The sequence below is a fragment of the Bombella sp. ESL0380 genome, assembly GCF_009725805.1.
Lineage (GTDB): Bacteria > Pseudomonadota > Alphaproteobacteria > Acetobacterales > Acetobacteraceae > Bombella > Bombella apis.
The window spans coordinates 140205-163744 of sequence record NZ_WNIH01000004.1 but is presented as its reverse complement, the minus strand read 5'-3'; the positions used below and the strand labels follow the sequence as shown (position 1 = coordinate 163744).

The 23540-nt window shown below is 61.4% G+C and carries 20 protein-coding genes and 1 other RNA gene; 3 read left to right on the top strand and 18 right to left on the bottom strand.

What is annotated here, in order from left to right; translation table 11 throughout:
* Nucleotides 1–4 precede the first annotated feature (4 nt).
* The 17 genes from GM608_RS05385 to zwf all read right to left on the bottom strand — a co-directional run bounded on the left by GM608_RS05385 (nt 5) and on the right by zwf (nt 19061).
* A complete protein-coding gene (locus tag GM608_RS05385) occupies nt 5–892 on the bottom strand; it encodes a cell division protein FtsQ/DivIB (protein WP_052349030.1) in 888 nt (295 codons plus the stop codon).
* On the bottom strand, nt 889–1893 hold the full coding sequence (locus tag GM608_RS05380) for a D-alanine--D-alanine ligase (RefSeq protein ID WP_333645162.1): 1005 nt from the start codon (nt 1891–1893) through the stop codon (nt 889–891). Before GM608_RS05380 ends, GM608_RS05385 begins: the two co-directional genes overlap by 4 nt.
* A gap of 17 nt (nt 1894–1910) precedes the next feature.
* Nucleotides 1911–2828 (bottom strand): UDP-N-acetylmuramate dehydrogenase, encoded by a 918-nt coding sequence (murB, locus tag GM608_RS05375; RefSeq protein ID WP_249085563.1) that lies wholly within the window; start codon nt 2826–2828, stop codon nt 1911–1913.
* Entirely contained in the window at nt 2825–4243 is a 1419-nt protein-coding gene (gene murC, locus GM608_RS05370) for a UDP-N-acetylmuramate--L-alanine ligase (RefSeq protein ID WP_333645161.1), read from the bottom strand. Before murC ends, murB begins: the two co-directional genes overlap by 4 nt.
* A gap of 43 nt (nt 4244–4286) precedes the next feature.
* Nucleotides 4287–5396 carry an undecaprenyldiphospho-muramoylpentapeptide beta-N-acetylglucosaminyltransferase gene (gene murG / locus GM608_RS05365; protein ID WP_043559836.1) on the bottom strand — a complete coding sequence of 370 codons (1110 nt, stop codon included), beginning with the start codon at nt 5394–5396 and terminating at the stop codon, nt 4287–4289.
* The gene (locus GM608_RS05360; protein WP_043559839.1) at nt 5396–6598 is read right to left on the bottom strand and encodes an FtsW/RodA/SpoVE family cell cycle protein; all 1203 of its coding nucleotides are present in this window, start codon (nt 6596–6598) and stop codon (nt 5396–5398) included. The genes murG and GM608_RS05360 overlap by 1 nt, the downstream gene beginning before the upstream one ends.
* 6 nt (nt 6599–6604) lie before the next feature.
* Nucleotides 6605–7954, bottom strand: coding sequence for a UDP-N-acetylmuramoyl-L-alanine--D-glutamate ligase (murD, locus tag GM608_RS05355; protein ID WP_333645160.1), 1350 nt, complete (start codon nt 7952–7954; stop codon nt 6605–6607).
* The gene (gene mraY, locus GM608_RS05350; RefSeq protein ID WP_043559842.1) at nt 7954–9045 is read right to left on the bottom strand and encodes a phospho-N-acetylmuramoyl-pentapeptide-transferase; all 1092 of its coding nucleotides are present in this window, start codon (nt 9043–9045) and stop codon (nt 7954–7956) included. The genes murD and mraY overlap by 1 nt, the downstream gene beginning before the upstream one ends.
* Nucleotides 9045–10460: a UDP-N-acetylmuramoyl-tripeptide--D-alanyl-D-alanine ligase gene (gene murF, locus GM608_RS05345; RefSeq protein WP_086431472.1), complete on the bottom strand. Its 1416-nt coding sequence runs from the start codon at nt 10458–10460 to the stop codon at nt 9045–9047. Before murF ends, mraY begins: the two co-directional genes overlap by 1 nt.
* Nucleotides 10460–11947, bottom strand: a complete 1488-nt coding sequence (locus tag GM608_RS05340; protein ID WP_333645159.1) for a UDP-N-acetylmuramoyl-L-alanyl-D-glutamate--2,6-diaminopimelate ligase — start codon at nt 11945–11947, stop codon at nt 10460–10462. The genes murF and GM608_RS05340 overlap by 1 nt, the downstream gene beginning before the upstream one ends.
* A 32-nt stretch (nt 11948–11979) precedes the next feature.
* Nucleotides 11980–13920 carry a penicillin-binding protein 2 gene (locus GM608_RS05335; protein WP_086431535.1) on the bottom strand — a complete coding sequence of 647 codons (1941 nt, stop codon included), beginning with the start codon at nt 13918–13920 and terminating at the stop codon, nt 11980–11982.
* Between the two features lie 55 nt (nt 13921–13975).
* On the bottom strand, nt 13976–14740 hold the full coding sequence (locus GM608_RS05330; protein ID WP_333645158.1) for a hypothetical protein: 765 nt from the start codon (nt 14738–14740) through the stop codon (nt 13976–13978).
* Nucleotides 14737–15681, bottom strand: coding sequence for a 16S rRNA (cytosine(1402)-N(4))-methyltransferase RsmH (gene rsmH / locus GM608_RS05325; RefSeq protein WP_043561073.1), 945 nt, complete (start codon nt 15679–15681; stop codon nt 14737–14739). The genes GM608_RS05330 and rsmH overlap by 4 nt, the downstream gene beginning before the upstream one ends.
* Nucleotides 15682–15707: 26 nt before the next feature.
* Nucleotides 15708–16184, bottom strand: a complete 477-nt coding sequence (gene mraZ, locus GM608_RS05320) for a division/cell wall cluster transcriptional repressor MraZ (protein WP_043561075.1) — start codon at nt 16182–16184, stop codon at nt 15708–15710.
* A 357-nt stretch (nt 16185–16541) separates the two neighbouring features.
* Nucleotides 16542–16948, bottom strand: an RNA gene (rnpB, locus tag GM608_RS05315) — RNase P RNA component class A.
* Between the two features lie 60 nt (nt 16949–17008).
* The gene (locus GM608_RS05310; protein WP_043559850.1) at nt 17009–17464 is read right to left on the bottom strand and encodes a hypothetical protein; all 456 of its coding nucleotides are present in this window, start codon (nt 17462–17464) and stop codon (nt 17009–17011) included.
* A gap of 124 nt (nt 17465–17588) precedes the next feature.
* Nucleotides 17589–19061 carry a glucose-6-phosphate dehydrogenase gene (gene zwf, locus GM608_RS05305; RefSeq protein WP_333645156.1) on the bottom strand — a complete coding sequence of 491 codons (1473 nt, stop codon included), beginning with the start codon at nt 19059–19061 and terminating at the stop codon, nt 17589–17591.
* Between the two features lie 410 nt (nt 19062–19471).
* On the opposite strand from zwf, the gene GM608_RS05300 reads away from it, so the two are divergent.
* Nucleotides 19472–19738: a DUF2312 domain-containing protein gene (locus tag GM608_RS05300; RefSeq protein WP_043559853.1), complete on the top strand. Its 267-nt coding sequence runs from the start codon at nt 19472–19474 to the stop codon at nt 19736–19738.
* A gap of 92 nt (nt 19739–19830) precedes the next feature.
* On the opposite strand, the gene GM608_RS05295 is transcribed toward GM608_RS05300, so the two are convergent.
* Nucleotides 19831–20739, bottom strand: a complete 909-nt coding sequence (locus tag GM608_RS05295) for a LysR family transcriptional regulator (protein ID WP_043559855.1) — start codon at nt 20737–20739, stop codon at nt 19831–19833.
* Nucleotides 20740–20838: 99 nt separating this feature from the next.
* On the opposite strand from GM608_RS05295, the gene budA reads away from it, so the two are divergent.
* Both budA and alsS read left to right on the top strand, forming a co-directional pair.
* Complete coding sequence (gene budA / locus GM608_RS05290; RefSeq protein WP_043559857.1) at nt 20839–21570, top strand: acetolactate decarboxylase; 732 nt, start codon at nt 20839–20841, stop codon at nt 21568–21570.
* 84 nt (nt 21571–21654) lie between these two features.
* On the top strand, nt 21655–23337 hold the full coding sequence (gene alsS / locus GM608_RS05285; protein ID WP_043559859.1) for an acetolactate synthase AlsS: 1683 nt from the start codon (nt 21655–21657) through the stop codon (nt 23335–23337).
* The last annotated feature ends 203 nt before the right edge of the window (nt 23338–23540 follow it).

Below are 23540 nucleotides of genomic sequence, written 5' to 3'. Positions count from 1 at the left end.
GGGATCAGTTTTCAGATGGCGGCGTTGCAGGCGGAGCCTCCTGATCGGCTCCCTGAGGCGTGGCAGGGTGAATGACCATACGGTCGGATAGCCGCATGTCAATGGTTTTCAGGGGGCGGTCCAGGAGCTGGTAATCGTTCTGGTAATCATGCAGACGGGAGAGAGCGGCGCTTTCTGCTCCCTCCGGGAGCATGAGGGTCGTACCGTTCTGCATGAGGATGTTCCAGCGCCGCTGCCCGATGCGGATGAGGGCCAGCGTATGGCTGTTGATATCGGGAAACTGGTCGAGCAGGGTGATGATGGCATTTGCCTCTAGGTTGGCACCTGCGCCGACAACAAGGGGAAGCTTGCGGAAGACCGAACTGTTTTTGGCTGTCAGTTCCTGACGTGAGACAGTGTCTCCTTTCTGGTTGATAAGGACGAAATGGCCTTCCATCTGCCAGATGGCGATGGGATTTTTTTCCTCCACGGTGATGTTGATCGTGTCCGGCAGGTGGCGCTCGACCGTGGAATGCTCGATGAAAGGCAGCTCATCAATGCGCTGGCGTGCCGCCTCCACGGAGAAGCTGAAAAGCGAGTGGTTCAGGCCTGTCCCCAGCGCCTCCATGATGTCGCTCTCATCCGTCAGGCGCCGCCCCGTGATGACGATGTGCTGGATCTTCAGCGGGTCCAGCGCAGACAGGCGGGTGCGCAGGCTGTCTGCCAGCCTGTGTCCCCCCTGGCTGCTCCAGGCCAGCCAGCCAGCTCCAGCCATCAGGAAACAGACGAGCCCCAGAATGCTGAGCCGCCGCAGGATGGCCTTCTGCCGCTGCCAGAAGAGGGACATGCTGGAGGGGCGGTCCCCGTAAGGGTCCACGGGGGCCTGGGGGCGTTTCCTGAAGAAGGACATCATGGGCCGTCAGCGGGCTCAGGCTGGGGCACTGGATGGAGGGAGAGGGGCTCCGCCCGCCCCAGGGCATCCATCACCAGCCAGTGGCAGAGCAGGGGATAGCTCACCCCACGGGCGGCGGCCTGTTCTGGCAGCAGGGATGTGGCCGTCATGCCCGGCTGGGTGTTGACCTCCAGAATGACGAGTTCGCCCTTATCACCATCATAGCGGTAGTCGGTCCGGCTGGCGCCCCGGCATCCCAGTGCCTGATGGGCCCTCCGGGCCAGTGTGAGGGCCTGGTCCGTGATGTCTGCTGGCAGGGGAGCGGGGATGACATGGCGGGAGCCATTGGCCTGATATTTGGCCGCAAAATCGTAGAAACCACCGCTCTCTGGCGTGAGGATTTCCGTAATGGCGAGGGCCTCGTCGCCCAGTACCGCAACGGTCAGCTCACGCCCGGGGATGAAACGCTCGGCCAGAATCTGGGGGCCGAAGGTCCATGATCCGGCAATGGCATGGCGTTTTGCGGCATCATCTTCATGGAGAATATGGACACCGACGGATGAGCCTTCCGCCACGGGCTTCAGAACGTAGGGGGCCGGCAGGGGGGCCCGTTCCTTCAGTTCGTCTGGCGTGATGAGGCAGCCTTCTGCAACGGGGAGACCGGCGGCCTGAAGGGCCATGCGGGTGCTGGCCTTGTTCATGGCGATGGCAGAAGCCAGAATCCCGGAATGGGTATAGGGCAGGCCCAGCCATTCCAGAACGCCCTGAATGGCCCCGTCTTCCCCGCCAGGACCGTGCAGGGCATTGAAGACGGCATCCGGTTTGCAGGCTTTCAGGGCCTCGATGGTGGCGGTGATGTCCGGCCCGGCATCAATGGCATGGACATGGTGCCCGGCCTGCTTCAGGGCCTCCATGACGGCCCCGCCGCTGGACAGGCTGACGCTGCGCTCGCTGGAGGTTCCTCCCATCAGAACGGCGATGGAAAGAGGTGTGGGTGTGGGAAGAATGGTCTTGTCTGTCATGCCCGGATGTTTCCTTGTCAGGAAGGGGAGGCGGGAGAAAGGGGACGGCCCAGCCGTCTGATCTCCCAGTGCAGGGTGATGCCGCTGCTGTCCAGCACACGGGCACGGACCATCTCGCCCAGCTCTTCCAGCTCCGTGCTGGTGGCGTCGCCCGTATTGAGCATGAAATTGCAGTGCTTCTCGCTGATCTGTGCGCCACCGTGCCGCAGCCCCCGGCATCCGGCGGCATCGATCAGCTCCCAGGCCCTGTGTCCTTCGGGGTTGCGGAAGGTGGAGCCGCCTGTCCGGGCCCGCAGGGGCTGGCTGGCCTCACGGCTGGCCCGCATTTCCTGCATTGTCTGCTGGATGGTGGCGGGGTCTTCCGCACCGTGGGCTTTCAGGCGGGCACGCAGCACGATGCTGCCTTCCGGCAGGGAGCTGTGACGGTACCGCATCTCCAGTGCCGGGGCGGGCAGACGCTGGATGGTGCCCTCACGGGTGAGGATTTCCACCCAGTCGAGCAGGGTGGAGAGGTCACCCCCATAGGCTCCGGCATTCATGCAGACGGCTCCACCAATGGAGCCGGGAATGGTGGAGAGGAAGGCGAAACCGGCCATGCCTGCCTGCGCCGCCGTTTCCGCCACGCTGCTGTCTAGTGCGGCGGCTCCGGCGATCAGGCCGTCTCCATCCGTTTCAATGTTGGCAAAGCCACCGGCCAGACGGATGGTCAGCCCGGGCAGCCCTCCATCACGGATGATGACGTTTGAGCAGGCTCCAAGGACCGTCACGGGCAGGTCGGGCGGGCACTGGCGCAGGGCCGTGGCGAGGTCTTCGGCATCCTGCGGCACGAAGAGCCAGTCGGCGGCCCCGCCCGTGCGGAACCAGCTGCGGGCGGCCAGCGGGGCCTGTTCCTTCAGCCGTCCCCGTGCCTGCTGGAAAGGTGCAGCCGTGGTCATGGTGCGTCCTTTCTGAGGCTGTCCAGCTGCTCGGGGAGAGCCTGTGCCCAGTGGGTGATGGACCCCGCCCCCAGACAGAGGACATAATCACCCGGCACGGCCACGTCGGCGACGATGCTGGCCAGATCATCCGGCGAGGCGAGGGACAGGACATGGCGGTGCCCACGGTCCCGCAGCCCTTCGACGAGCTGATCCCGTCCGATGCCCTCGATCGGGTTTTCCCCGGCGGCATAAACGTCCGCCACGATGACGGTGTCCGCATCATTCATGCAGGTGCAGAAATCATTGAACAGTGCACTGAGGCGAGAATAGCGGTGCGGCTGGATGACGGCAATGACATGCCCGGCACCGGCCTGCCGGGCCGCTTTCAGCACGGCGGCGATCTCGACGGGATGATGGCCGTAATCATCAATGATCTTCACGTCATTCCATGTGCCGGTCAGGGTGAAGCGACGCTGCACGCCCCGGAAGCCGCCAAGCGCATCGGCGATGACATGATCGGGGATTTCCATTTCCTGCGCCACGGCGATGGCCGCCACGGCATTGAGGACATTGTGGTGCCCGAACATGGGCAGATGGAACGGGCCGGCCAGACGCTGGCTGCTGGTCGTCCTGTCCGTGATGGTGACGTTGAAGGTCACGCCCTGGCTGTCCGTGCCGGTGATTTCCGCCCGGACATCCGCCTGCGGGCTGAAACCATAGGTGACGACGCGGTGATCGGAGAGCTGGGGGATCATCTGCTGCACCCGGGGATGATCCACGCAAAGGACGGCGAAGCCGTAGAAGGGAATGTTGGAGACGAACTGCCGGTATCCGGCCTCCATCGCCTCATCGGAGCCCCAGTGATCCAGATGCTCGGGGTCCATGTTGGTGACAACGGCAATGATGGCAGGGAGACGGAGGAAGGAGCCATCGCTCTCATCCGCTTCCACGACCATCCAGTCGCCGGACCCCATGCGGGTATTCGTGCCGTAGGCCTCGATGATGCCACCATTGATGACGGTCGGGTCCAGCTTGGCCTGTTCCAGCACGCAGGCCACGAGGCTGGTCGTGGTGGTCTTGCCGTGTGTCCCCCCGATGGCCACGGCCCAGCGCAGGCGCATCAGCTCTGCCAGCATCTCCGCCCGCCGGACGACGGGGATGAGCCGGGCACGGGCGGCCATGACCTCCGGATTGTCCCGTTTTACGGCGGTGGAGATGACGACGACCCGTGCTTCCCCCAGATTGGCTTCATCATGGCCGATATGAACGTGGATGCCTGATTTCCGCAGACGCTTCACGTTGGCATTCTCGGCAATGTCGGACCCCTGAACCTTGTAGCCGAGCATGTGCAGCACCTCGGCAATGCCGGACATGCCGATGCCGCCAATGCCAACGAAGTGGATCAGACCAAGGTTGAGAGGTAATGCACGCATCAGGGGAACTCCGGCGGGGGTGGGATGAAGGGAGGGCAGATAATCAGGCTTTGATGGTCGTTTCAACCAGATCAGCCAGTTTTTCGGCAGCACGGCGCTGCTGGAGATTGCGGGCGCCTTCCGCAGCCCGTGCCAGCTCGTCAGGATGGCTGAAGAGGTGGGTCAGGTGCGTGCAGAGTGCTGATGAGGAGAAGTCACGCTGCCGGACCATCCAGCCACCACCGGCCCGTTCCATTGCCTGTGCGTTGACACCCTGCTCATCAGAGGCGGCAATGGGCAGCGGGACAAGGATGGAAGGGCGGCCTGCCATGGCCAGCTCCGCAATGGATGACCCACCGGCCCGCCCGATGACGAGATGGGCTTTTTTCAGTTCAGCTGCCACATCCTCGATGAAAGGCGTGACCGTGGCCTTTATGCCGACCTGCGCATAGATGCCGGACAGGGCAGGGACCATCTCCTCATGGGCCTGCTGGGTCACATGCAGCCGGGTCCGCAGCCCAGGGGGCAGGTTGCACAGGGCCTGCGGTACGATGGAGCTGAAAATCTGCGCCCCCAGTGATCCACCCCAGACAAGCAGATGGATCGGCTCCTCGCTGAACAGGCTCGGGCTGACATAGGGTTCATCGGCCAGAGCTTCGATGGCAGGGCGGACTGGCATCCCTGTCTGCATGACCTTCCGGCCTGCGGGCAGACGGGCCACCCGGGGGTAGGATGTGGCAATGGCATCGCTGAACCGGGCGAGGAGGGCATTGGCCTGCCCGAGGATGGCATTGCCTTCATGGATGATGAGGGCAGGGCGTTTACCCAGACGCAGGCGACTGCCGAGAAGGGGAGGAATGGAAGGATAGCCGCCAAAGCCGACTACGGCGGCGGGCCGGTATCTGGCAACAATCTGGCGCCCGCCAAGGCAGCTCCAGAGAAGCTGGCCGATCCCCCTGAGTTTGTCGATGGGCTTTTTACCAGCCACGCCACTGCTTTTGAGGACATGGCGGGGGCTGTCCGCAAATACGCTCAGTCCGGCCCTGCTGTTGCGGGCATCCGTTACGAGGATGGTCTGGTGACCACGGCGCTGGAGTTCTGCCCCCAGTGCCTCAGCCGGGAAGAAGTGCCCCCCGGTACCGCCGGCGGCAATGAGAATTGGTGCTTGTTTCATCAGATGTGATCCTTCCGGGATGACATGGTCAGACGTGGGGCTGTTTCAGCAGGGGATGGCGGCGGCGTAAAGGGGCCTTCCTCTACACGGTGGCGGGTCAGTGCCAGGGCCATGCCGATGGTCAGGGCAACGGAAAGGGCCGAGCTGCCCCCGTAGGAGATGAAAGGCAGTGTCATGCCCTTTGTGGGGATCAGATGCAGGGAGGAGCCCATGTTGACAAAGGCCTGAAGGCCGAAGCCGGTGATCAGGCCGCTGGCAGAGAGAATGATGTAGGGTTTCTTTTCTTCCAGCAGGCGGTTGAGAGTGGAGAAAACCAGCATGGTGAAAACGGCAATGATGAACAGGCACATCACGAAGCCATATTCCTCTCCGGCAACGGAGAAGACGAAGTCGGCATGGGCATCGGGCAGCAGGTCCTTTACCCGGCCTTCACCCGGTCCCCGGCCCAGCAGTCCCCCATTGCCAAAAGCCCGCATGGAGGTATCGATCTGGTAATGGTCCCCCACATCAGGATGCAGGAAGCGCTGCACGCGGGAATGGACGTGCTCGAACACCATATAGGCTATCCCGAACGCTCCAAGCGCTGCCGAGACTAGCATGCCGAATACGATGATGGGCAGGCCGTCGATGAAGAGCTGGGTGATGAAGACCATGCTGATGACCGAGAGCATCCCGATATCCGGCTGGGCCTGAAGCAGGGCTGCAATGACGAGATAGACCCCGCATGCCACCAGTCGCCCCGGGAACCGCCAGCCATTGGAAAGTCTCAGCGTGTGACGGAGGCTCAGCAGCAGGCCGGTCACGACGGCAAAGCAGGGTTTCAGGAATTCAGAAGGCTGGACGGACATGAGGGGCAGGGCGATCCAGCGTCTGGCCCCCTTGATCTCCATGCCGTGAACAAGCGTCATGAATGTGGCGCCCAGCGCCACGATCCCCCCCATGACGGCAATCCGCCCGATCGTGCGGGGGGTCAGCCGGGATGTCACGACGACGACGGCACTGGCAAGGGCCAGAAAGACCACCTGCTTGAGGATGAACATGTTCCGGGAGGCCCCGATGCGGTGAGCCACGGCGGGGCTGGCAGCCAGCATGAGGATGTACCCCAGGGCGACCAGTATTCCGACGCAGCTCAGGCTGACATGATCAAGGCTGCGCCACCACTGGGCCTTCCGGGAGCTGTCTGACCTGTCGGAGAGTGCCATGATGTTTCAGTCCTCCCCGCAGAGGCTGCGGGCCAGTGTGGCAAAGGCCGTTCCCCGTTCCTCGAAATTGCGGAACTGGTCAAAACTGGCACAGGCCGGGGACAGGAGTATGGGCATGGCCTCGTGTGTCCGGGCATGGTCCCAGGCGGCCCGTGTTGCCTGCTCCAGCGTTTCGCTGATCTCGAAAGGAACATCATGGGCTGTCAGGGTTCTGGCCAGCAATGGGGCATCATGCCCGATGAGGAAGGCACGGCGCACATGGCCGAACAGTGGTGCCAGACTCTCGATTCCTCCTTCTTTGGCCATGCCTCCGGCAATCCAGAGGCTTTTGGGGAAGGCTTTTAGTGCATGGTAGCTGGCTTCCGCATTTGTGGCCTTGCTGTCGTTGATGAAGCTGATTCCATCAGCCTGCGCCACGAGCTGGAGGCGGTGGTCCAGCCCGGTGAAGCTTCTGATGCCCTCGGCAATCTGTTCCTCGGAGAGGCCAAGATGGCGGGCGATGGCCCGGCAGGTCTCTATGTTCTGGGCATTGTGCTGTCCAGGCAGAAAGGGGGCGTCTGTTTCTGGAACAGGCTGGGTGATCGAGAGTGTCCGTACCGTCACGCCCTGCCGCTCAAGCCGCTGGTGCAGTCCGTCCGCCCAGGAGGCCTTTTCGCCCAGAATGGCAAGGTCGCCTGCGGTCATGTTGTCAAAGACATGCGCCTTGGCATCCAGATAGCCCTGCATGGAGCCGTGCCTGTCCAGATGGTCCGGTGTCAGGTTGAGCAGGACAGCGGCACAGGCGTGATAGTCCTTCAGCCGTTCCAGCATGTAGGACGACATCTCAATGACATAGACGCCGTCATCCCCCAGAGCGGGCAGGGCGAGAGAGGCCGTGCCAAAATTGCCGCCACAGCAGGCCGGGATGCCGGCCTGTGTGAGAATGTGGGTCAGCAGGGCCGTGGTCGTGGATTTGCCATTTGTACCCGTGATGGAGACGAACCGCGCGCGTGATCCTGCCTTGCGAGCCACATGCCAGAGCAGTTCTGCATCGGAGAGGATCGGCACATGCTGCTCCCGTGCCAGCAGGGCAGCAGGGTGTGGCCGGGGCAGATGGTGCGGGATGCCCGGCGAGAGGATCAGGGCATCCATGCCGGTGAGGTCCGTCAGGGGCGCCAGTGTCAGGCGGGGATGTGAGGACAGGGGAGCTGGGAGCTCCGGCCTGCTGTCATCCCAGGCCTGTACGGTTGCTCCCATGTCCAGCAGGGCCTGCACGACGGCAGCACCGTTGCGGCCCAGCCCGCAGACAGCATGATGCTGCCCGGTCAGGAGCGTTGCAGGCCATTTCTGGGGGGGAGGAAAGGGCAGGACAGTCATCAGCGCAGCTTCAGTGTGGCCAGACCACACAGCCCCAGAATGATGGCAATGATCCAGAAACGGACGACAATTTTCGGCTCCTGCCAGCCTTTCTTCTCAAAATGATGGTGCAGCGGTGCCATGAGGAAGATGCGCTTCCCCGTGCGGCGGAACCAGAAGACCTGGATGATGACGGAGATCGTTTCCACCACGAACAGGCCCCCCACGAGGCAGAGCACCAGCTCATGCTTCACAGCCACGGCCACGGCCCCCAGGGCACCGCCCAGTGCCAGAGACCCGGTATCCCCCATGAAGACCTCTGCCGGTGGAGCATTGAACCAGAGAAAACCCAGTCCGGCTCCGATCAGGGCGGCGCAGAAGATGCTCAGCTCCCCCGTGCCGGGAACATGATGGAGCTGGAGATAGTCGGCAAAGACATGGTTGCCGACCAGATAGGCGATCAGGGCGAAGACGAGGGCGGCGATGATGGAGGGCACCGTGGCCAGCCCGTCCAGCCCGTCCGTCAGGTTCACGGCATTGCCGAAACCCGTGATCGTCACCATGGCGAAGAGCGGGAAAATGTAGCCCAGATGCAGCACGAAGGTCTTGGCGAAAGGAAAGGCCACGGCATTGCGCAGGTCCGGTGGTGTCAGGGCTTCCATGGCAATCCCGGCAAGGCATGAGATCAGGAATTCCCCGCCCAGCCGTATTTTTTTGGAGACCCCTTTGCTGTTGCCCTTGGCCAGTTTGAGATAGTCATCCGCAAAGCCTATGGCGCCAAACCCCAGGGTCGTGAGGAGAACAGCCCAGACAAACCCGTCAAACAGGTCCGCCCAGAGCAGGGTGGAGCAGGTCAGGGAAAACAGGATGAGACCACCGCCCATGGTGGGGGTACCGGCTTTCTCCAGTATATGCCGTTCCGGCCCGAGGGTCCGTATGGGCTGCCCTTGCCGCTGGATGCGTTTGAGCTGGGCAATGAAGGGCTTGCCGAGCAGCAGGGAGATCACCAGTGCCGTCAGGCAGGCGCATCCGGCCCGGAAGGTCATGTAATGCAGCAGGTTGAGAAGGCCGCCATGGGAGGAAGAAGGTGCAGCAAGAAGGTTGAAGAGCATCAGGCGGACTCTGGGGCGTGTGTGGTGGTGGACATGGGCTGCTCCAGCAGCGCAATGAGGGCACGCATGTTACTGCCCAGGCTTCCCTTCACGAGCAGCACATCCCCTTTTTGCAGGGCAGGGTGCAGCAGGGAGGCAAGCTGGACTGAATTTTCAGCATATCCTCCCTGTAGGGAAGGAGGAAGGGCCTCGTAAAGGGATTTCATGTGCGGGCCGCAACAGAATGTCAGAATGTCATGCTTCATTAATGGTTCAGCCAGAGCCCGGTGTTCGGCTTCGGCAAACTGGCCCAGCTCCCTGATGTCGCCCAGGGCGGCCAGATGGCGTCTGGCGGGCATGAGGGCGAGCGTGTCCAGGGCTGCACGGACACTGGGGCCGGAAGCATTGTAGCTCTCATCCAGCAGGGTGATGCCGCCGGGCAACAGGCGCTGCTGGCCCCGTCCGGCTTCCGGCTGGAAATGGCGCAGGGCCTCGGCTCCGGCTTTCGGGTCCAGCCCCAGCGCAGCGATGGCCCCAAGAGCCAATGCGGCATTGCGGGCCAGATGGGGGCCGGGGGCCGCCAGCCTCACGTCGGTGTCGCCCCGTGGTGTGGTCAGATGGAACTGGCTGCCGTCTGCCGTGCAGGTGAGGTCTGTTATCCGGATGGTGGCGCTGGGTGTCACGCCTGCCTGCCAGAGCGAAACACCTGTCGGCAGGGCCTGCTTCAGGCGGGCAAGCCCCTGTGAGGCCTCCGGGCAGAGGGCCGTGCCGGATGACGGAAGGGCGGCAAAAAGGGCCGCCTTTTCGTCCGCAATGGCGTCGATGCTGCCCATATGCCCCAGATGGGCGCTGCCAATGGTGGTTATGAGGCCAATATCCGGGCGTATCTGGGCGGCGAGCGGGGCGATCTCGCCGGGGTGGTTCATGCCCACCTCGCTGATGCAGAAGGCGGCTTCTTCTGGCAGGCGGGCGAGTGTCAGAGGCACGCCCCAGTGGTTGTTGAAGGACGCCACGGAAGCATGGACCTGCCCGTAAGGTGCAAGAGCCGTGGCCAGCATGTTCTTGGTGGTTGTTTTTCCCACGCTGCCTGTAACGGCGATGACCCTGCCGCTGAACTGTGCCCGCCTGTAGCGGCCCAGAGCCTCCAGCCCTTGCATGGTGTCATCGACCTTCAACAGGCGGGGATCATCCGTCAGACCGGCCGTGCTGATGGCGGCCTCATCATGGGCCATCACGCAGCTGGCTCCAGCCTCCAGGGCCTGCCTCAGATAGCGGTGTCCGTCTGAATTATGACCGATCAGGGCGATGAAGAGGTCACCGTGTTTCAGGGTGCGGGTATCGATGCAGACGCCGTGGACCTTCACGTCACCGGCAAGCTGTCCTCCCGTGGCGGCCTGAAGGTCCTTGCGGGTCCAGAGGATGGTCGTGTCGGGCATCAGGCAAGCTCCCTGGCGAGTGCGGCCGTGATGGTACGGTCATCGAACGGATGTATTTCCCCCTTGATGATCTGGCCTGTTTCATGCCCTTTCCCGGCGATGAGCAGGACATCGCCTTTCTTCAGACCTTCCAGAGCGGTACGGATGGCCTGCCGACGGTCGCCAATTTCTTGTGCCTGCGGGGCTGTGGCGAGAATTTCGGCCCGGATGGTGGCCGGGTCCTCGCTGCGGGGGTTGTCATCCGTGATGATGACTTCATCGGCCAGATGGGCGGCGATCTGTCCCATGAGAGGGCGCTTGCCCCTGTCACGGTCCCCGCCCGCACCGAAGACCACGACCAGCCGCCCGCTGGTGTGGGGACGCAGGCTGAGCAGGACGTGCTCCAGCGCATCCGGCGTGTGAGCATAATCCACGTAGGCGCAGGCTCCATTTGGCAGGTGGGCGACCGGCTCACAACGGCCGGGCACGCCCTTCAGGTGCGGCAGGAGGGCAATGATGGATTCAGCTTCTTCATCCCGTTCCCAGCAGAGGGCGGCAGCCAGCAGGGCATTTTCTGCCTGAAAACGTCCCGGGAGTGGAAAGTGGAGTGCGGGCAGGGTACGGCCATGCAGCTGGAGTGTCAGGTCCATGCCCTGCGGGGTGGGTGTGGCCTCAAGAATTCGGATGGTCTCGCCTGTTGTGCCAATCGTGCGGAGGTCCAGTTTCCGGCGGGTGGCAATGTCATGGAGGGCCTCTTTGCTTTCGGCATCCATGTCGCTGTTGATGACGGCCCGGCCCCCTTCGGGCAGCAGCGTTTCAAAGAGATGCAGCTTGGCCTGCCGGTAGGCTTCCAGCGTGTGGTGATAGTCCAGATGGTCTCGGGTCAGGTTGGAAAAAGCGGCGGCCGTGATGGCAACGCCGTCCAGCCGGTGTTGCTGGAGGCCATGGGATGAGGCCTCCAGCGCTACATGGGTGATGCCATGCACCTGCAGGGCTGCCAGAGTGTTGGCAAGGGTGACGGCATCCGGTGTGGTCAGGGGGGGGAGTGATGGCAATGCCACGTCACTGATGAGCCCCAGAGTACCGAGGCTTGCAGCCTTCTGGTGACGCAGCTGGCAGAGTTGGCGGAAGAAATCTGCCGTGCTGCTTTTGCCGTTTGTTCCCGTGATGGCGGCAATATGGTCAGGCTGGGCCCCTGCCAGCAGTGCAGCAGACCGGGCCAGGAAACGGGCCGGGTCGGGCAGGGTGATGATGAGGGCCGTGTGGCCGTTTTCCGTCTGCTCTGGCAGATGATGCTGGCCTGGGGAAGCGGCGAGGACTATTGCGGCGGCCCCTTCTGCGATGGCCAGAGGAATGAAGGTCCGTCCGTCCTGTTTCGTGCCCTTCAGCGCCACGAAGAGGCAGCCGGGGCGAGCTTCCCGGCTATCGGCGGTGATGCTGGAAATGTCCGGGTCTCTGGTGAGGTCTCTGGCAAGACCATGATGGCGGAGCAGGGAGGACAGTTTCATGACGGAGACCTTTGAGAAGGGGCGGTGAGGGTTCAGTGGCTGTGATGGGCCCCGTGCTTGGTGGCCAGTCGGTTGACGGTGACAGCCCCGGGGTCATTGCCCGGGCCGAGTGGATGGCGGACACCGGGGGGGACAGGCGGAGAGAGAGACAGGGCGAGCTGGTCGTCAACCTGCTGGGCTTTGGTCGGCTCCAGCGGGAAGAGGCCCAGCATGGGGGCGGTGCGTGTCACGATTCTGGAAAATGTCGGGGCAGCAATCCAGCCAGCAGTCGTCCAGCCATGTGTTTCTGCCGTCCCTTGTGGGGCATCCAGCATGACATAAAGGGCATATTTGGGATCATTCATAGGGAACATGCCTGTAAAGGCCGTGATGTTGACATGTTTCAGATACCCCCCGTGGGCGCCGATCTTTTCTGCTGTCCCGGTCTTTCCACCAACGATGTAGCCGGGGCTTTCCGCTTTTTTCCCGATGCCCTTGGTAACGACGAGGCGCAGGATTCGGCGGAGCAGCTCTGAATTCTTGGTGGAGATCAGATGCGGCCCCTTCTGCTCTTCCGCCATGACGACATCATCATTGAGATGCTCACGGGCCAGCAGGGTGGGTGTGACAAGATACCCCCCGTTGCCGGTACAGGCGGTCCCGCGGACAATGGCCAGCGGCGATTCTGCCACGCCATGGCCAAAGCCGACCGTCATGACCGTGGTTTCGCCCCAATTCTTGAGGGACGGGACCAGCGGGCGTCCTGCCTCGGGCAGCTCAACGGGAACACGGTCCAGAAATCCCATGTTTTTCAGCCATTCATGCTGGCGGTCCCGCCCGACATCTAGGGCGATATGGGCTGAGGCCGGGTTGGAGGAATAGGCCATGACAGAGGGCAGCGCCAGCCATGGGGCGAAGTGGTCCGTCTTGAGGTCGGAAATCTTGAAGCGGCCGACATGGATGGGAATGGTGGAGAACTGGTCCCAGGGGTGGGCCACGCCAAGCTCCAACGCCATGGCGGCTGTCTGAAGTTTGAAGGTGGACCCTGGTTCATACATGCCGGTAACGGCCCGGTTGAATCGGGCATCGTCTGCCGCATGGGCAAAATCGTTGGCGTCATAATCGGGGAGACTGACCATGGCCAGGATTTCCCCGGTATGGACGTCCATCAGGATGGCGGAAGCCCCTATGGCCCGGAAACGCAGCTTGGCGTCATTCAGCTCGTCCCGCACGGCAGCCTGCACGCGGGCATCGATGGAAAGACGGAGCGGTGCATGGTCTCCCAGAAGGCGCTGGTTGAAGAATTTCTCCACCCCGGCAATGCCATGATTGTCAATGTCAACGCTACCAAGGATCTGCGCTGCCACGTTCCCCAGAGGATAATGGCGCTGCTCGCCATTTTCGAAATAGATGCCGGGGATGCCAAGATTGTTGATGGCCAGCTCGTCTGTCGGGGCGATGTTGCGGGCGAGGTAGACGAACTGTTTTTTCTGCTTCAGGCGGCGGATGGTCTCTGCCATGTTGAGGTTGGGCAGGATCGTATGGAGGCTTCGGGCAACATCTTCAGGCTCGATGATTTCCATGGGATTGGCATAGACCTGCACGACAGGCAGCGACAGTGCCAGAGGCTGCCCATTCCGATCCACGATGCTGGCCCGTCTGATGTTGGGCAGGACGAACCCATTGCCTGCCATGGCTTTGGGGTCCGGATGGGGGATGTCCGGTATGGTGCTGCCGACCTGGTTGGGCAGAGGGGCCATGGGGGCCAGAATGGTTGCAAACAGCGCCTTTATGGCCACGCCACCATAAAGGAACAGGAAACCCATGCCGAGATAGACCAGCCTGTTGCGGCTTTTTTCCAGCCAGCTCATGGGGTTTCGTCTGCGTTCGTCCCACCGGGCCCACAGACGTCTCAACAGGGACGGCTTTCCGGGTGGCCCGTCCTTATGGTCTGATCCAGGCTGGTTGGTCTTGCGGGACGGTCTGGAGGCCATGGGGCGCGGGCTCGGCATAGGAAAGGAAGGAACACAGGCGGAAGCCGCCAGAGGGTCAGTCTGTCAGAGGAACAGGGGGCGGAAGGGGGGCAGGCTCGTCTGCCGGGGCCGAGACTGTGTGGATTCCGCTCATGTGGCCGTGCTTGGCAGACTGGTGGACAGGGTGCCAGGCCACATCCTCCGTGGGTTCGCTGCGGGAATGGTCGGGCACGGCATGGGCCTTCCTGCGGGTCTGGCCCGTCGCACTATCCGTCGGGGCATGGAGACGATGCCGGGGCATGGCGTCTCCATCCGACCCGCTCAGGAGTGCCAGGCTTCGCTCAAGCTGGCGGTCTGCTTCACCCGTGTCATCCTTGTGGATGCGAGGATGGGAGGGTCTGCGTTCTGCGTGGTCGGTACTGGCCACGACATCACGTACTGGCCGGGGCGTTGTGGCAGGCGCCGCCGTGGCCTGATGTGCCGGGGCCGTGAGGGATGCCAGCTCTCTCTGGGCCTGTCCCCGCCCCGGGGCCATGGGGATGATGCGATGATCAATGGCGGGAAGACGCTTCCGCAGGTCTGCCAGCTGCACGAACTGCGTGGGGTCGACCTGGCTCATCTCCGGCAGAACCCGCTGCGCCAGGGCGCTGAGCCGGTCCGGCTGGTTCAGCAGGGCCCACTGGGTGCGCAGAATGGCTGTCTGCTGCTGGATGCGGCGGGTATCTTCAATGGTTTTCCTGATATCCTGGTTTAGTACGAGGGTTTCATGCTTCTTCGTGTAGAGGAAGAGGCCGGAACCAGCCGCCATGACGGCACAGAGCAGGGTGACAAAACGGATCATGCGGAAGCTCCATGAGCGGGAAGGCGTCGCAGGGCACGCAGGCGTGCGCTGCGGGAGCGGGGGTTGAGATTCAGTTCCTGATCGGACGGTGTACGGGGCCGTGTATGCAGGAGTTCAAAAGACGGGGCTTCTGTCTGCTGCATGGCAAGAGGGGTATGACGGGATGGACCAGCCATGCGGCCAGCCAGCCGGGCGAGGGCCCGTTTCGTCATGCGGTCCTCCAGCGAATGGAAGGTCACGATGCAGAAGATGCCGCCCGGTGCGAGGAGGCCCGGTGCGGTTTCCAGCGTACGTTCCAGTTCGCCCAGCTCATCATTCACGGCAATGCGGATCGCCTGGAAACTGCGGGTAGCAGGGTCGAAATTGGGACGTTCTTTCGGGACGGCTTTGCGGATGATGTCGGCCAGCTGCCCCGTCGTCTGGATCGGGCCGCTCTGGCGGGCCTCGATGATGGCCCGGGCGACACGGCGGGAGCGGCGTTCTTCTCCATAATGGTAGAGGATGTCGGCGAGAGCCTGCTCTTTCTCACCATTGACGATATCCGCCGCACTCAGGCCATCGGTGCTCATGCGCATGTCCAGCGGGCCATCATGACGGAAGGAAAATCCCCGCTCTTCCTGATCCAGCTGGAAGGAGGACACGCCGAGATCCAGCACGATCCCATTGAAGGGACCATGATGACCGGCCAGCTCTTTCATGGCGCTGAAGGTTCCCTGGTGGAGATGCAGCCGCCCCTCCGAGGCTGCCACGAGAGGCTGCCCGCGTTTTATGGCATCGGGGTCACGGTCAATTGCATGGACAGTGCAGGAGGCCGAGCGGAGCAGGGCCCGGCTGTAGCCACCCCCGCCGAAGGTGCCATCCAGATACACGCCTCCATCCTGCGGGGCCAGTGTGTCCAGCACTTCTGGCAGCATGACAGGGAAGTGTCCCTCCCGCTGCATGTCCTCAGCAATCTGATGGGCGTGGGTCACGGTGCGGTCTTCTCCCTGTTTTCGGAGCGTTTACGCTGGCCGAGTTCCCGTGTGCGGCTGCGAGCCTGCCTGCGGCGTTCTTCGGCAAGGCTGGGATTCCATATCTGGAAAACACGCCCCAGCCCCATGAAGCTGACATCATCTTCCAGTCCGGCATGGTCTTTCAGGGAGCGGGGGAGGCTGACACGGCCTTCCCTGTCGCAGTCCAGCGGGTAGGCATCGGCGTAGAGGCTGGTCGCCAGGTCATCATGGTCGGCCGAGAAGGGGTCATACTCATCAAGAGCGCCGGAAAAAGCGAAAAAGGCAGAGGCGGACCAGCATTCCAGGCAGTCATGAAGGTGGGATGGCCTGATGATCATCAGGGCCTCTCCGGGGCGGGCCTGTTCCCGCAGGGCATTCCGGAATGGTGAGGGAATGGAAATGCGTCCTTTGGCATCAACACGGCTGGCATGGGTACCGAGAAACATGGTCATGGTCTGCAATGTCCCTCCTTCCCTGCCTGCCATGGTGGACACATGTCCGCACCTTCATAGTGGGATTTCATGGGGTATCATGGGATTTTATGGGACGTCAAAGTTTTATTATAAAAAATGGCACAGGGATGCGGTTTTATTGTGTAGATATGGGCAGGGGTGTCTTTTTGTTAATAAAGTAAATAATTGGTATATTCTTCATTGCCATCATGGAAGCGGGGCAGGTGGGCAGAATGGCTGGAAGAGGATGGCAGTGAAGAGGCCTGGCCCTGTACGTCAGCCTTGTGTGTCGGAGCGTCATGAAGGCTCTGGCTGCAGTATCCAGATGCCGTTTTCTGGGGGGCTTGCAGTAATGAAGGGGCCAGATGGTCTGTAAGCCGGGTTCTGTCCTGCCTCATACATGGTGAAGCGGGGCGATCATTCCTCTGGGATGTGTTTTGCAACACACCTCACGCAACCAACCCGAATGACAGGGCAGGACCCCTCAGCCACGGATGTGGCCCGTCATTCCTATTCGGTCTTGCTCCCGGTGGGGTTTACCATGACCGCCGCTGTTGCCAGCCGCGCGGTGCGCTCTTACCGCACCGTTTCACCCTTGTCCGCATTTTCCCACCATGACGGGGAGAAAACCGGCGGACGGTACTGTTTCTGTGGCACTGTCCCTGGGGTCACCCCCGCCGGCCGTTAGCCGGCACCGTCTTCCTGTGGAGCCCGGACTTTCCTCCATGTCCCGCAGGGGACACAGCGATCGCCCGACCATCTGGCTGGGGGCGTTATGCCGCTTGCCGTGTGGCGGGTCAAGCGGCGGTGGCAGGGAGGGCCGTTCAGGGGGTGAGGGGATGATACATGTCAGGTGAACCGGCGTCGGTCATGATGCTCTGGCCAGCACGGTCTACCCGGACATGGAAGAGAAGCTCTGCTGATGGCGTGTCGCCGGGGCAGCCATTCCCATGCCGTCCCAGGACGTCGATCGTGGGGGTGTTCACACTGCCATCACCATTGACGACCATGACAAGGCAGCGCCGGGGCAGAGGGGTCAGCCCCTTGCGGGTGATGATGGTCCGCAGATGTTCGACAAGGGCGGTATTATCGAACCAGCTCAGCTTGCTGAAGGTGAACTGGTCATAGAGGTTGTCCAGCACACCAGTCCTGACGAACAGGAACATGAGCAGGAAGGTCGGGACCAGCACGACAAGCCGTCGGATGATGTGCTGCTTCAGGGAGCGGGGTGGCCTCGGGCGGCGGCGGCCGAGACGGGGAGGGGTGGTTGGTTCGGTCATGATGGGTCTGCCCCGTGGTCATGGTGGAGACTGCGATGCTTGAACAGGCAAAACCGCCCTGCCGGCAGGGGCAGGGCGGTCTGTGAAGCCGTATGCGGATAGGCCGGTCCTGATCCGGGGAGGATCAGTCTGCCATGTCCTCGTGCCAGGCATCGCCCGTCGTGGCGATGAAGCGGCGTGCTTCTTCCGGCCCGTAGGACCCGGCGGCGTAATGGGCCATCGGAACCTTGTTGGCGGCCCATGTTTTCAGTGTCGGTTCGACCCATGCCCATGCGGCTTCCACTTCATCACGACGGATGAAGAGGGCCGGATAGCCACGGACGGCATCCAGCATGAGGCGCTCGTAGGAATCCGGAATGAGGGAGCCGTCGGCCGGAGCGAATTTGCCGGACATGGTGCCGTGCTGAAGCTCAAACCCGGCGGCAGAAGGGTTCTTGATGTTCAGGGCCAGCCCGAAACCTTCATCCGGCTGGAGGCGGATGACCAGGCGGTTGGTGGCGGCAGAGGTGCCAAACAGGGCGGAAGCAGACTTCCGGAACGTCACCACGACTTCGCTCACCTTTTTGGTCGAACGCTTGGCTGTGCGGATGTAGAAAGGAACATCTTTCCAGCGTGGTGTATCGACATAGGCCCGCATGACGGCGTAGGTCTCGGTGTGGCTGTCTTCGCCCAGCTCTTCCAGATAGCCCGGAACGGGTTTGCCGTTCATGTCCCCTTTGACGTACTGGGCACGGACGGTCTCGCTGGCCACCTTGTCCTCCGGGATGGGACGCAGGGCCTTCAGAACGTTCACCTTGGCATCACGGACAGTATCTGCCTCAAGGTCAGCCGGGGCTTCCATGGCGCAGAGGCTGAGGACCTGGAGCAGATGGTTCTGGATCATGTCCCGCAGGGCCCCGGATGTGTCGTAATAGGCAGCACGGCCTTCCACGCCCACGGTCTCGGCGGCGGTGATCTGGATGCTCTGGATGTGCTCGGCAGACCAGACGGCGCTGAAGAGCGGATTGGCAAAGCGCAGGGCGATGATGTCCTGCACGGTTTCCTTGCCCAGATAATGGTCGATGCGGAAAATCTGCCCTTCTTCGAAGAAGCGGCTCACACCGTCATTGATGGCTCTGGCGGAGGCACTGTCTGTACCGATTGGTTTTTCCAGCACGACACGGGAGTGCGGGGTGATGAAACCGAAACGGTGGAGGTTTTCGCTGATGGCCTCGAAGAGCTGCGGGGCCGTGGAATAGTAGAAGACACGGATGCGGTCGGCCGGTGACTGGTCCAGGACAGCCTTCAGGTCGTCCCAGTTATGGTCGCTCTTCGTGCCGTCCAGCGTGACGTAATGAATTTTCTTGAGGAAACGCTCGATCAGCGCCTCATCCCTGTGCTGGGCGGGGAGGAAGGTTTCCAGAGCCTCACGGGCACGGGTGATGTAGTCCTCGCGGGACAGTGAGGAGCGGGCAGTCCCGATGATGCGGGCTTCTTCTGGAACATGTCCGATGCGGAGCTGGTTGTAGAGAGCTGGAAGCAGTTTGCGCATCGTCAGATCGCCCGTGGCGCCGAAGATGACGTAGTCAAACGGTGCGGTCTGCTGAGAGTGGGCCATGGTGAGGCGTACCTTTTCTGTCTGGAAACTCGGGTGAGGCATCAGTCTGCCTCCGGTCTTGTTTCTGACCTCCTTTTAGAGCCTGTCCGATGTCCCGTTCAAGCCATAACAGGATGGATGGAAGAGCGGCCGGGAGCGGGGGCGTGTTTCAGGTCATGCAGGCAGGGCGGCAGGTGGCAGGATGCTGCGGAAGGACGTGACGGCAGAGGATTGGGCCTTATGTAATGGCATGTTCACATTTGCGTTTTTCCGTCTTTGTGGCTTTTCTGGCAGTGAATATGGGCTGTCTGTCATTCATATGGGCGGGAAGGGGAAGTGCCTTTCCGCTGGATGGTATTGACCACGGCCATGAGGGAGCGATAAGCCGCCCAGAAGAACCGGCATCCGGGCAGATTTGAGGAGTATGGTGTATGGATATGGGAAATGGTGATGAAGGTGCCGTGACAGGCGGCATTGCGGTTGATCGTCTGCGGTCCATTATTGACCGTGTCGAACGTCTGGAAGAAGAGCGCAAGGCACTTGGGTCTGACATCCGCGATGTGTTCACGGAGGCAAAATCGGCCGGGTTTGATGTCAAGGTCATCAAGCAGCTGATCAAGCTGCGAAAGCAGGAGCCTGCCGAGGTGGAGGAGCAGGAGACCCTGCTGGACATCTACCGCCGTGCGCTGGGCATGTAAGCAGATCACGTCTCTGACGTATGGAGAAAAGAGAGCCTTTCCCTTCTGGTTCCTGGGGCCAGAGGGGGAAGGCTTTTTTGCGTGTCTGATGCTCAGTCGGGGAGCGTCAGATGGGTTTTGCAGGCCTGCTGGAGGACGGTGATGAAGTGATGGATGAGCGGTGGCTGCTCCCCCGTCCGTATGCCGATGGCCAGCGTGGCATGAGGGGCGGGGCGGGCGATCCTGTGGAAGGTCACGCCGCCTGTATGGAGCTGGTGGAGCGACTGGGGAACGATGGAGACCCCCAGCCCGGCAGCCACAAGTGGGATGGTCCCGGCAATCTGGGGGGCCTGTTGCCCGAGGGATGGGGTAACACCGGCGTCCCGGTAGGCCGCCAGAATGGCATCAAAGAAGCCTGGCCCCAGCTCACGGGGGAAGATGATGAGTGGTTCCGCCGCCAGGCGGCTGAGATGTATTTCCGGCAGGCTGGTGAAGGGGTGGCCTTTGGGCAGGGCGATCAATGTCGGCTCATCCAGCAGGGGGATGACCTTCACGTTGGCCTGATCTGGCACGGGAGGGCGCAGGATCGTGATGTCCATGCGGTAGGAGAGCAGGGCTTCGCAGAGGGCGGGAGTATTGCTTTCTTCCAGGGACAGAGTCACGCCCGGTGCAATTGTGCTGAACTGCCGGATGGCAAAGGGGATGCTGGGCAGCAGCGGTACGGCTCCGGCCAGCCCGATGCGGAGGTGGCCTTTCTTGCCCTGGGCCAGCCCGTGGGCATCTTCAATGAACTGGCGGCGCAGGTCGAGGATCAGCCGTGCATGGGGCAGGAGGGTCAGCCCGGCTTCTGTCAGGCTTACCCCACGAGGCTGGCGGCGAAAGAGTGACACGCCCAGAGAGCTTTCCAGGCGACGGATCTGCTGGCTGAGTGGTGGCTGTTCCATGCCCAGTTTTTCAGCCGCTTTGGTGATGTTGCCGGTTTCGGCGATGGTGACGAAATAGCGGAAATGTCGGATATCCATGACCCATATATAAAATGTATGGAGACAATGGGAACTATATATTTGTCTGAATTCATCTCCTGCCTTACAGAAAGGACCATTCACAACACAGGGGGCAATATGACTCGACCTTCAGGTGTAAAGCCAAACCGTCTTTTCCAGACATCCACGATGGCAGCTCTGCTGGACGCTGTTTACGATGGTGAAATGACGTTGGGTGAGCTGGTCCAGCATGGTGATTTCGGCCTGGGGACGTTTGATGCCCTGGATGGCGAAATGATTGTGACGGAAGGTGAGGTCCGCCAGTTCCGCTCCGAGGGGATTGCCTCCGGTACGACAGCGGACATGAAAACGCCTTTCGCCTGTGTGACCTATTTCGAGCCGGAAAAGACGGTCACCATCGACCGGCCGATGGGTAAAGAGGAGTTCGAGGAGCTTGTCGACGGGCTGATCGACAATCCCAATCTTTTCGGGGCTGTCCGTTTTACGGGTGAGTTCGAGAAGGTCGATACCCGGACCGTTTTCTGCCAGCACAAGCCCTATCCGGGGATGCTGGAAGTGGTGGCCAAGCAGCCTACCTTCAGCATGGGAGAGATTAGCGGGGTGATGCTGGGTTTCCGTACGCCGCCCTACATGCAGGGGATCAATGTGGCAGGGTATCACCTCCATGTTCTCAGCGATGACCGCAAGCATGGCGGCCATGTGACGAATTATCGTGTGAAATCCGGCAAGCTGGAAGTTGCCCGCATGTCCGATCTGGAGATTTCTCTGCCGAAGACGGAAGAATTTGCCAAGGCAGACCTTCAGCCCGCTGGCCTGCATGAGGCCATCCGCACGGCAGAGGGTGGCTGAGGGGCCGGTCGCTCTCTTCGGTCACATTATGATTACACGGCCCGTCTGGTATTTTCAGGGCGGGCATGATCAGGAAAAAACATCATGACACAGAAAAAATCTCACAAGGCCGCACAGACAGCCGCCGATCTGATCGTCCGCAATCTTGAGGCTCATGGCGTTGACCACATTGTTGGTATTCCGGGTGCCAAGATCGACCGTCTTTTCGAGGCGCTGGAAGACTCTCCCATTCGTACGATCGTTGCCCGGCATGAGCAGAATGCCGTCTTCATGGCCGGAGGTATCGGCCGCATCACGGGGCGGGCTGGTGTGGCCATTGCCACATCAGGCCCGGGTGTGTCCAATCTGGCAACGGGTCTGGCCACGGCAACGTCCGAAGGTGACCCGGTACTGACGATCGGTGGAGCTGTCGGTCGTGCCGACCTGCTGAAGCTGACCCATCAGAGCATGGATACGGTCAGCATGCTGCGCCCGGTGACGAAGTACAGCGCCGAGATCGGTGCTCCAGCGGCCACGTCGGAGGTCATCGGCAATGCGTTCCGTGCGGCTGAGAGCCCCCGTCAGGGTGGCGTGTTCGTCAGCGTACCGATGGATGTCCTGAATTCCGAGATCACGGAAGATTATCCGGTGATGGGCAACCGTAATGCCGTCAAGGCCGGTCCTGCACCGGAAGACGTCATCAAGGAGGCTGCCGCTGCCCTGAAGAAGGCCAAGAAGCCGGTCGTCCTGCTGGGCATGAAGGCCAGCAAGCCGGAGAATGCCGAGGCCATCCGTGCTTTCGTCAAGCAGACGAACCTTCCGGTTGTTGGTACCTATCAGGCTGCTGGCGCTGTTTCCAAGGATCTGGTCTCCCGTTTCGGTGGCCGTGTCGGTCTCTTCCACAACCAGTATGGTGATTACCTGCTGGATGAGGCTGATCTGGTCGTGGCCATCGGTTACAACCCGATCGAATATGATCCGTGCCTGTGGAACAGGAAATCAGCCCGCCCGATCATCAATATCGATGTTGTTCCGGCCCAGCTGGACAATGCTTTCAATCCCGAGATCGAGCTGATCGGCTCCATCGCCCTGAGCGTGCAGCACCTGACCAGGGAGACAGGCGCCCTGACATCCGGCGCTGCGCTGGACAAGATTCTGGAGGTTTATCGTGCCTCCCAGAAATCTGCCTTTGCCAAGGCCAAGAGCACCCAGCAGGGGATGCTCCATCCGCTTGAGATCATCAAGGTGATGGAAGATTTCGTGGCGCAGGACATCACGATCTGTCTGGACATGGGGTCCTTCCACATCTGGCATGCCCGTTTCCTTGAGGTCTTCCGTGCCCGCCAGATGCTGATCAGCAATGGCCAGCAGACGATGGGCGTGGCTCTCCCATGGGCCATGTCTGCCAGCATCGTGAACCCGGCCCAGAAGGTCATTTCCGTCTCCGGTGACGGCAGCTTCATGATGTCCTCCATGGACCTTGAGACCGCCGTTCGCCTGAAGAGCAACCTGATCCACATCATCTGGGTGGACCAGCACTTCAACATGGTCCGTATTCAGGAAGAGAAGAAGTACGGGCGTGATGCTGCCGTGGCCTTTGGCCCGATCGATTTTGCTGCTTTTGCCCGTTCTTTTGGCGCCAAGGGCATCAACGTCAATAGTGTGGACAGCCTGAAGGCTGCCCTGCGTGAAGGAATGGAAACGCAGGGACCGGTGGTCATCGCCGTGCCGGTTGATTATGCCGACAACCCGGCCCTGATGAACCCTCTGCCGGAGCTGAGCAAATAAGATAGCTCGCACTTCTGCTGAAGCAGAAGGGTGGATGAGGAGAGGGGCGTCATGGACGCCCCTTTTTTCTGAGGGTCATTCAATTAATTGATAATAAGTATCATTTAAAAAATTGTATTTCTTCTATTTAAATGAGATTTTTTGCAGTAGAGATTGTCAGTCACGTTTTGTTTTATTGTTGAGTAGGTGATATTTTTTTATAA

Coding starts and splice junctions, on each gene's coding strand:
- GM608_RS05385 (WP_052349030.1), bottom strand. CDS start 892: ATGATGTCCTTCTTCAGGAAACGCCCCCAGGCCCCCGTGGACCCTTAC.
- GM608_RS05380 (WP_333645162.1), bottom strand. CDS start 1,893: ATGACAGACAAGACCATTCTTCCCACACCCACACCTCTTTCCATCGCC.
- murB (WP_249085563.1), bottom strand. CDS start 2,828: ATGACCACGGCTGCACCTTTCCAGCAGGCACGGGGACGGCTGAAGGAA.
- murC (WP_333645161.1), bottom strand. CDS start 4,243: ATGCGTGCATTACCTCTCAACCTTGGTCTGATCCACTTCGTTGGCATT.
- murG (WP_043559836.1), bottom strand. CDS start 5,396: ATGAAACAAGCACCAATTCTCATTGCCGCCGGCGGTACCGGGGGGCAC.
- GM608_RS05360 (WP_043559839.1), bottom strand. CDS start 6,598: ATGGCACTCTCCGACAGGTCAGACAGCTCCCGGAAGGCCCAGTGGTGG.
- murD (WP_333645160.1), bottom strand. CDS start 7,954: ATGACTGTCCTGCCCTTTCCTCCCCCCCAGAAATGGCCTGCAACGCTC.
- mraY (WP_043559842.1), bottom strand. CDS start 9,045: ATGCTCTTCAACCTTCTTGCTGCACCTTCTTCCTCCCATGGCGGCCTT.
- murF (WP_086431472.1), bottom strand. CDS start 10,460: ATGCCCGACACGACCATCCTCTGGACCCGCAAGGACCTTCAGGCCGCC.
- GM608_RS05340 (WP_333645159.1), bottom strand. CDS start 11,947: ATGAAACTGTCCTCCCTGCTCCGCCATCATGGTCTTGCCAGAGACCTC.
- GM608_RS05335 (WP_086431535.1), bottom strand. CDS start 13,920: ATGGCCTCCAGACCGTCCCGCAAGACCAACCAGCCTGGATCAGACCAT.
- GM608_RS05330 (WP_333645158.1), bottom strand. CDS start 14,740: ATGATCCGTTTTGTCACCCTGCTCTGTGCCGTCATGGCGGCTGGTTCC.
- rsmH (WP_043561073.1), bottom strand. CDS start 15,681: ATGCAGCGGGAGGGACACTTCCCTGTCATGCTGCCAGAAGTGCTGGAC.
- mraZ (WP_043561075.1), bottom strand. CDS start 16,184: ATGACCATGTTTCTCGGTACCCATGCCAGCCGTGTTGATGCCAAAGGA.
- GM608_RS05310 (WP_043559850.1), bottom strand. CDS start 17,464: ATGACCGAACCAACCACCCCTCCCCGTCTCGGCCGCCGCCGCCCGAGG.
- zwf (WP_333645156.1), bottom strand. CDS start 19,061: ATGGCCCACTCTCAGCAGACCGCACCGTTTGACTACGTCATCTTCGGC.
- GM608_RS05300 (WP_043559853.1), top strand. CDS start 19,472: ATGGATATGGGAAATGGTGATGAAGGTGCCGTGACAGGCGGCATTGCG.
- GM608_RS05295 (WP_043559855.1), bottom strand. CDS start 20,739: ATGGATATCCGACATTTCCGCTATTTCGTCACCATCGCCGAAACCGGC.
- budA (WP_043559857.1), top strand. CDS start 20,839: ATGACTCGACCTTCAGGTGTAAAGCCAAACCGTCTTTTCCAGACATCC.
- alsS (WP_043559859.1), top strand. CDS start 21,655: ATGACACAGAAAAAATCTCACAAGGCCGCACAGACAGCCGCCGATCTG.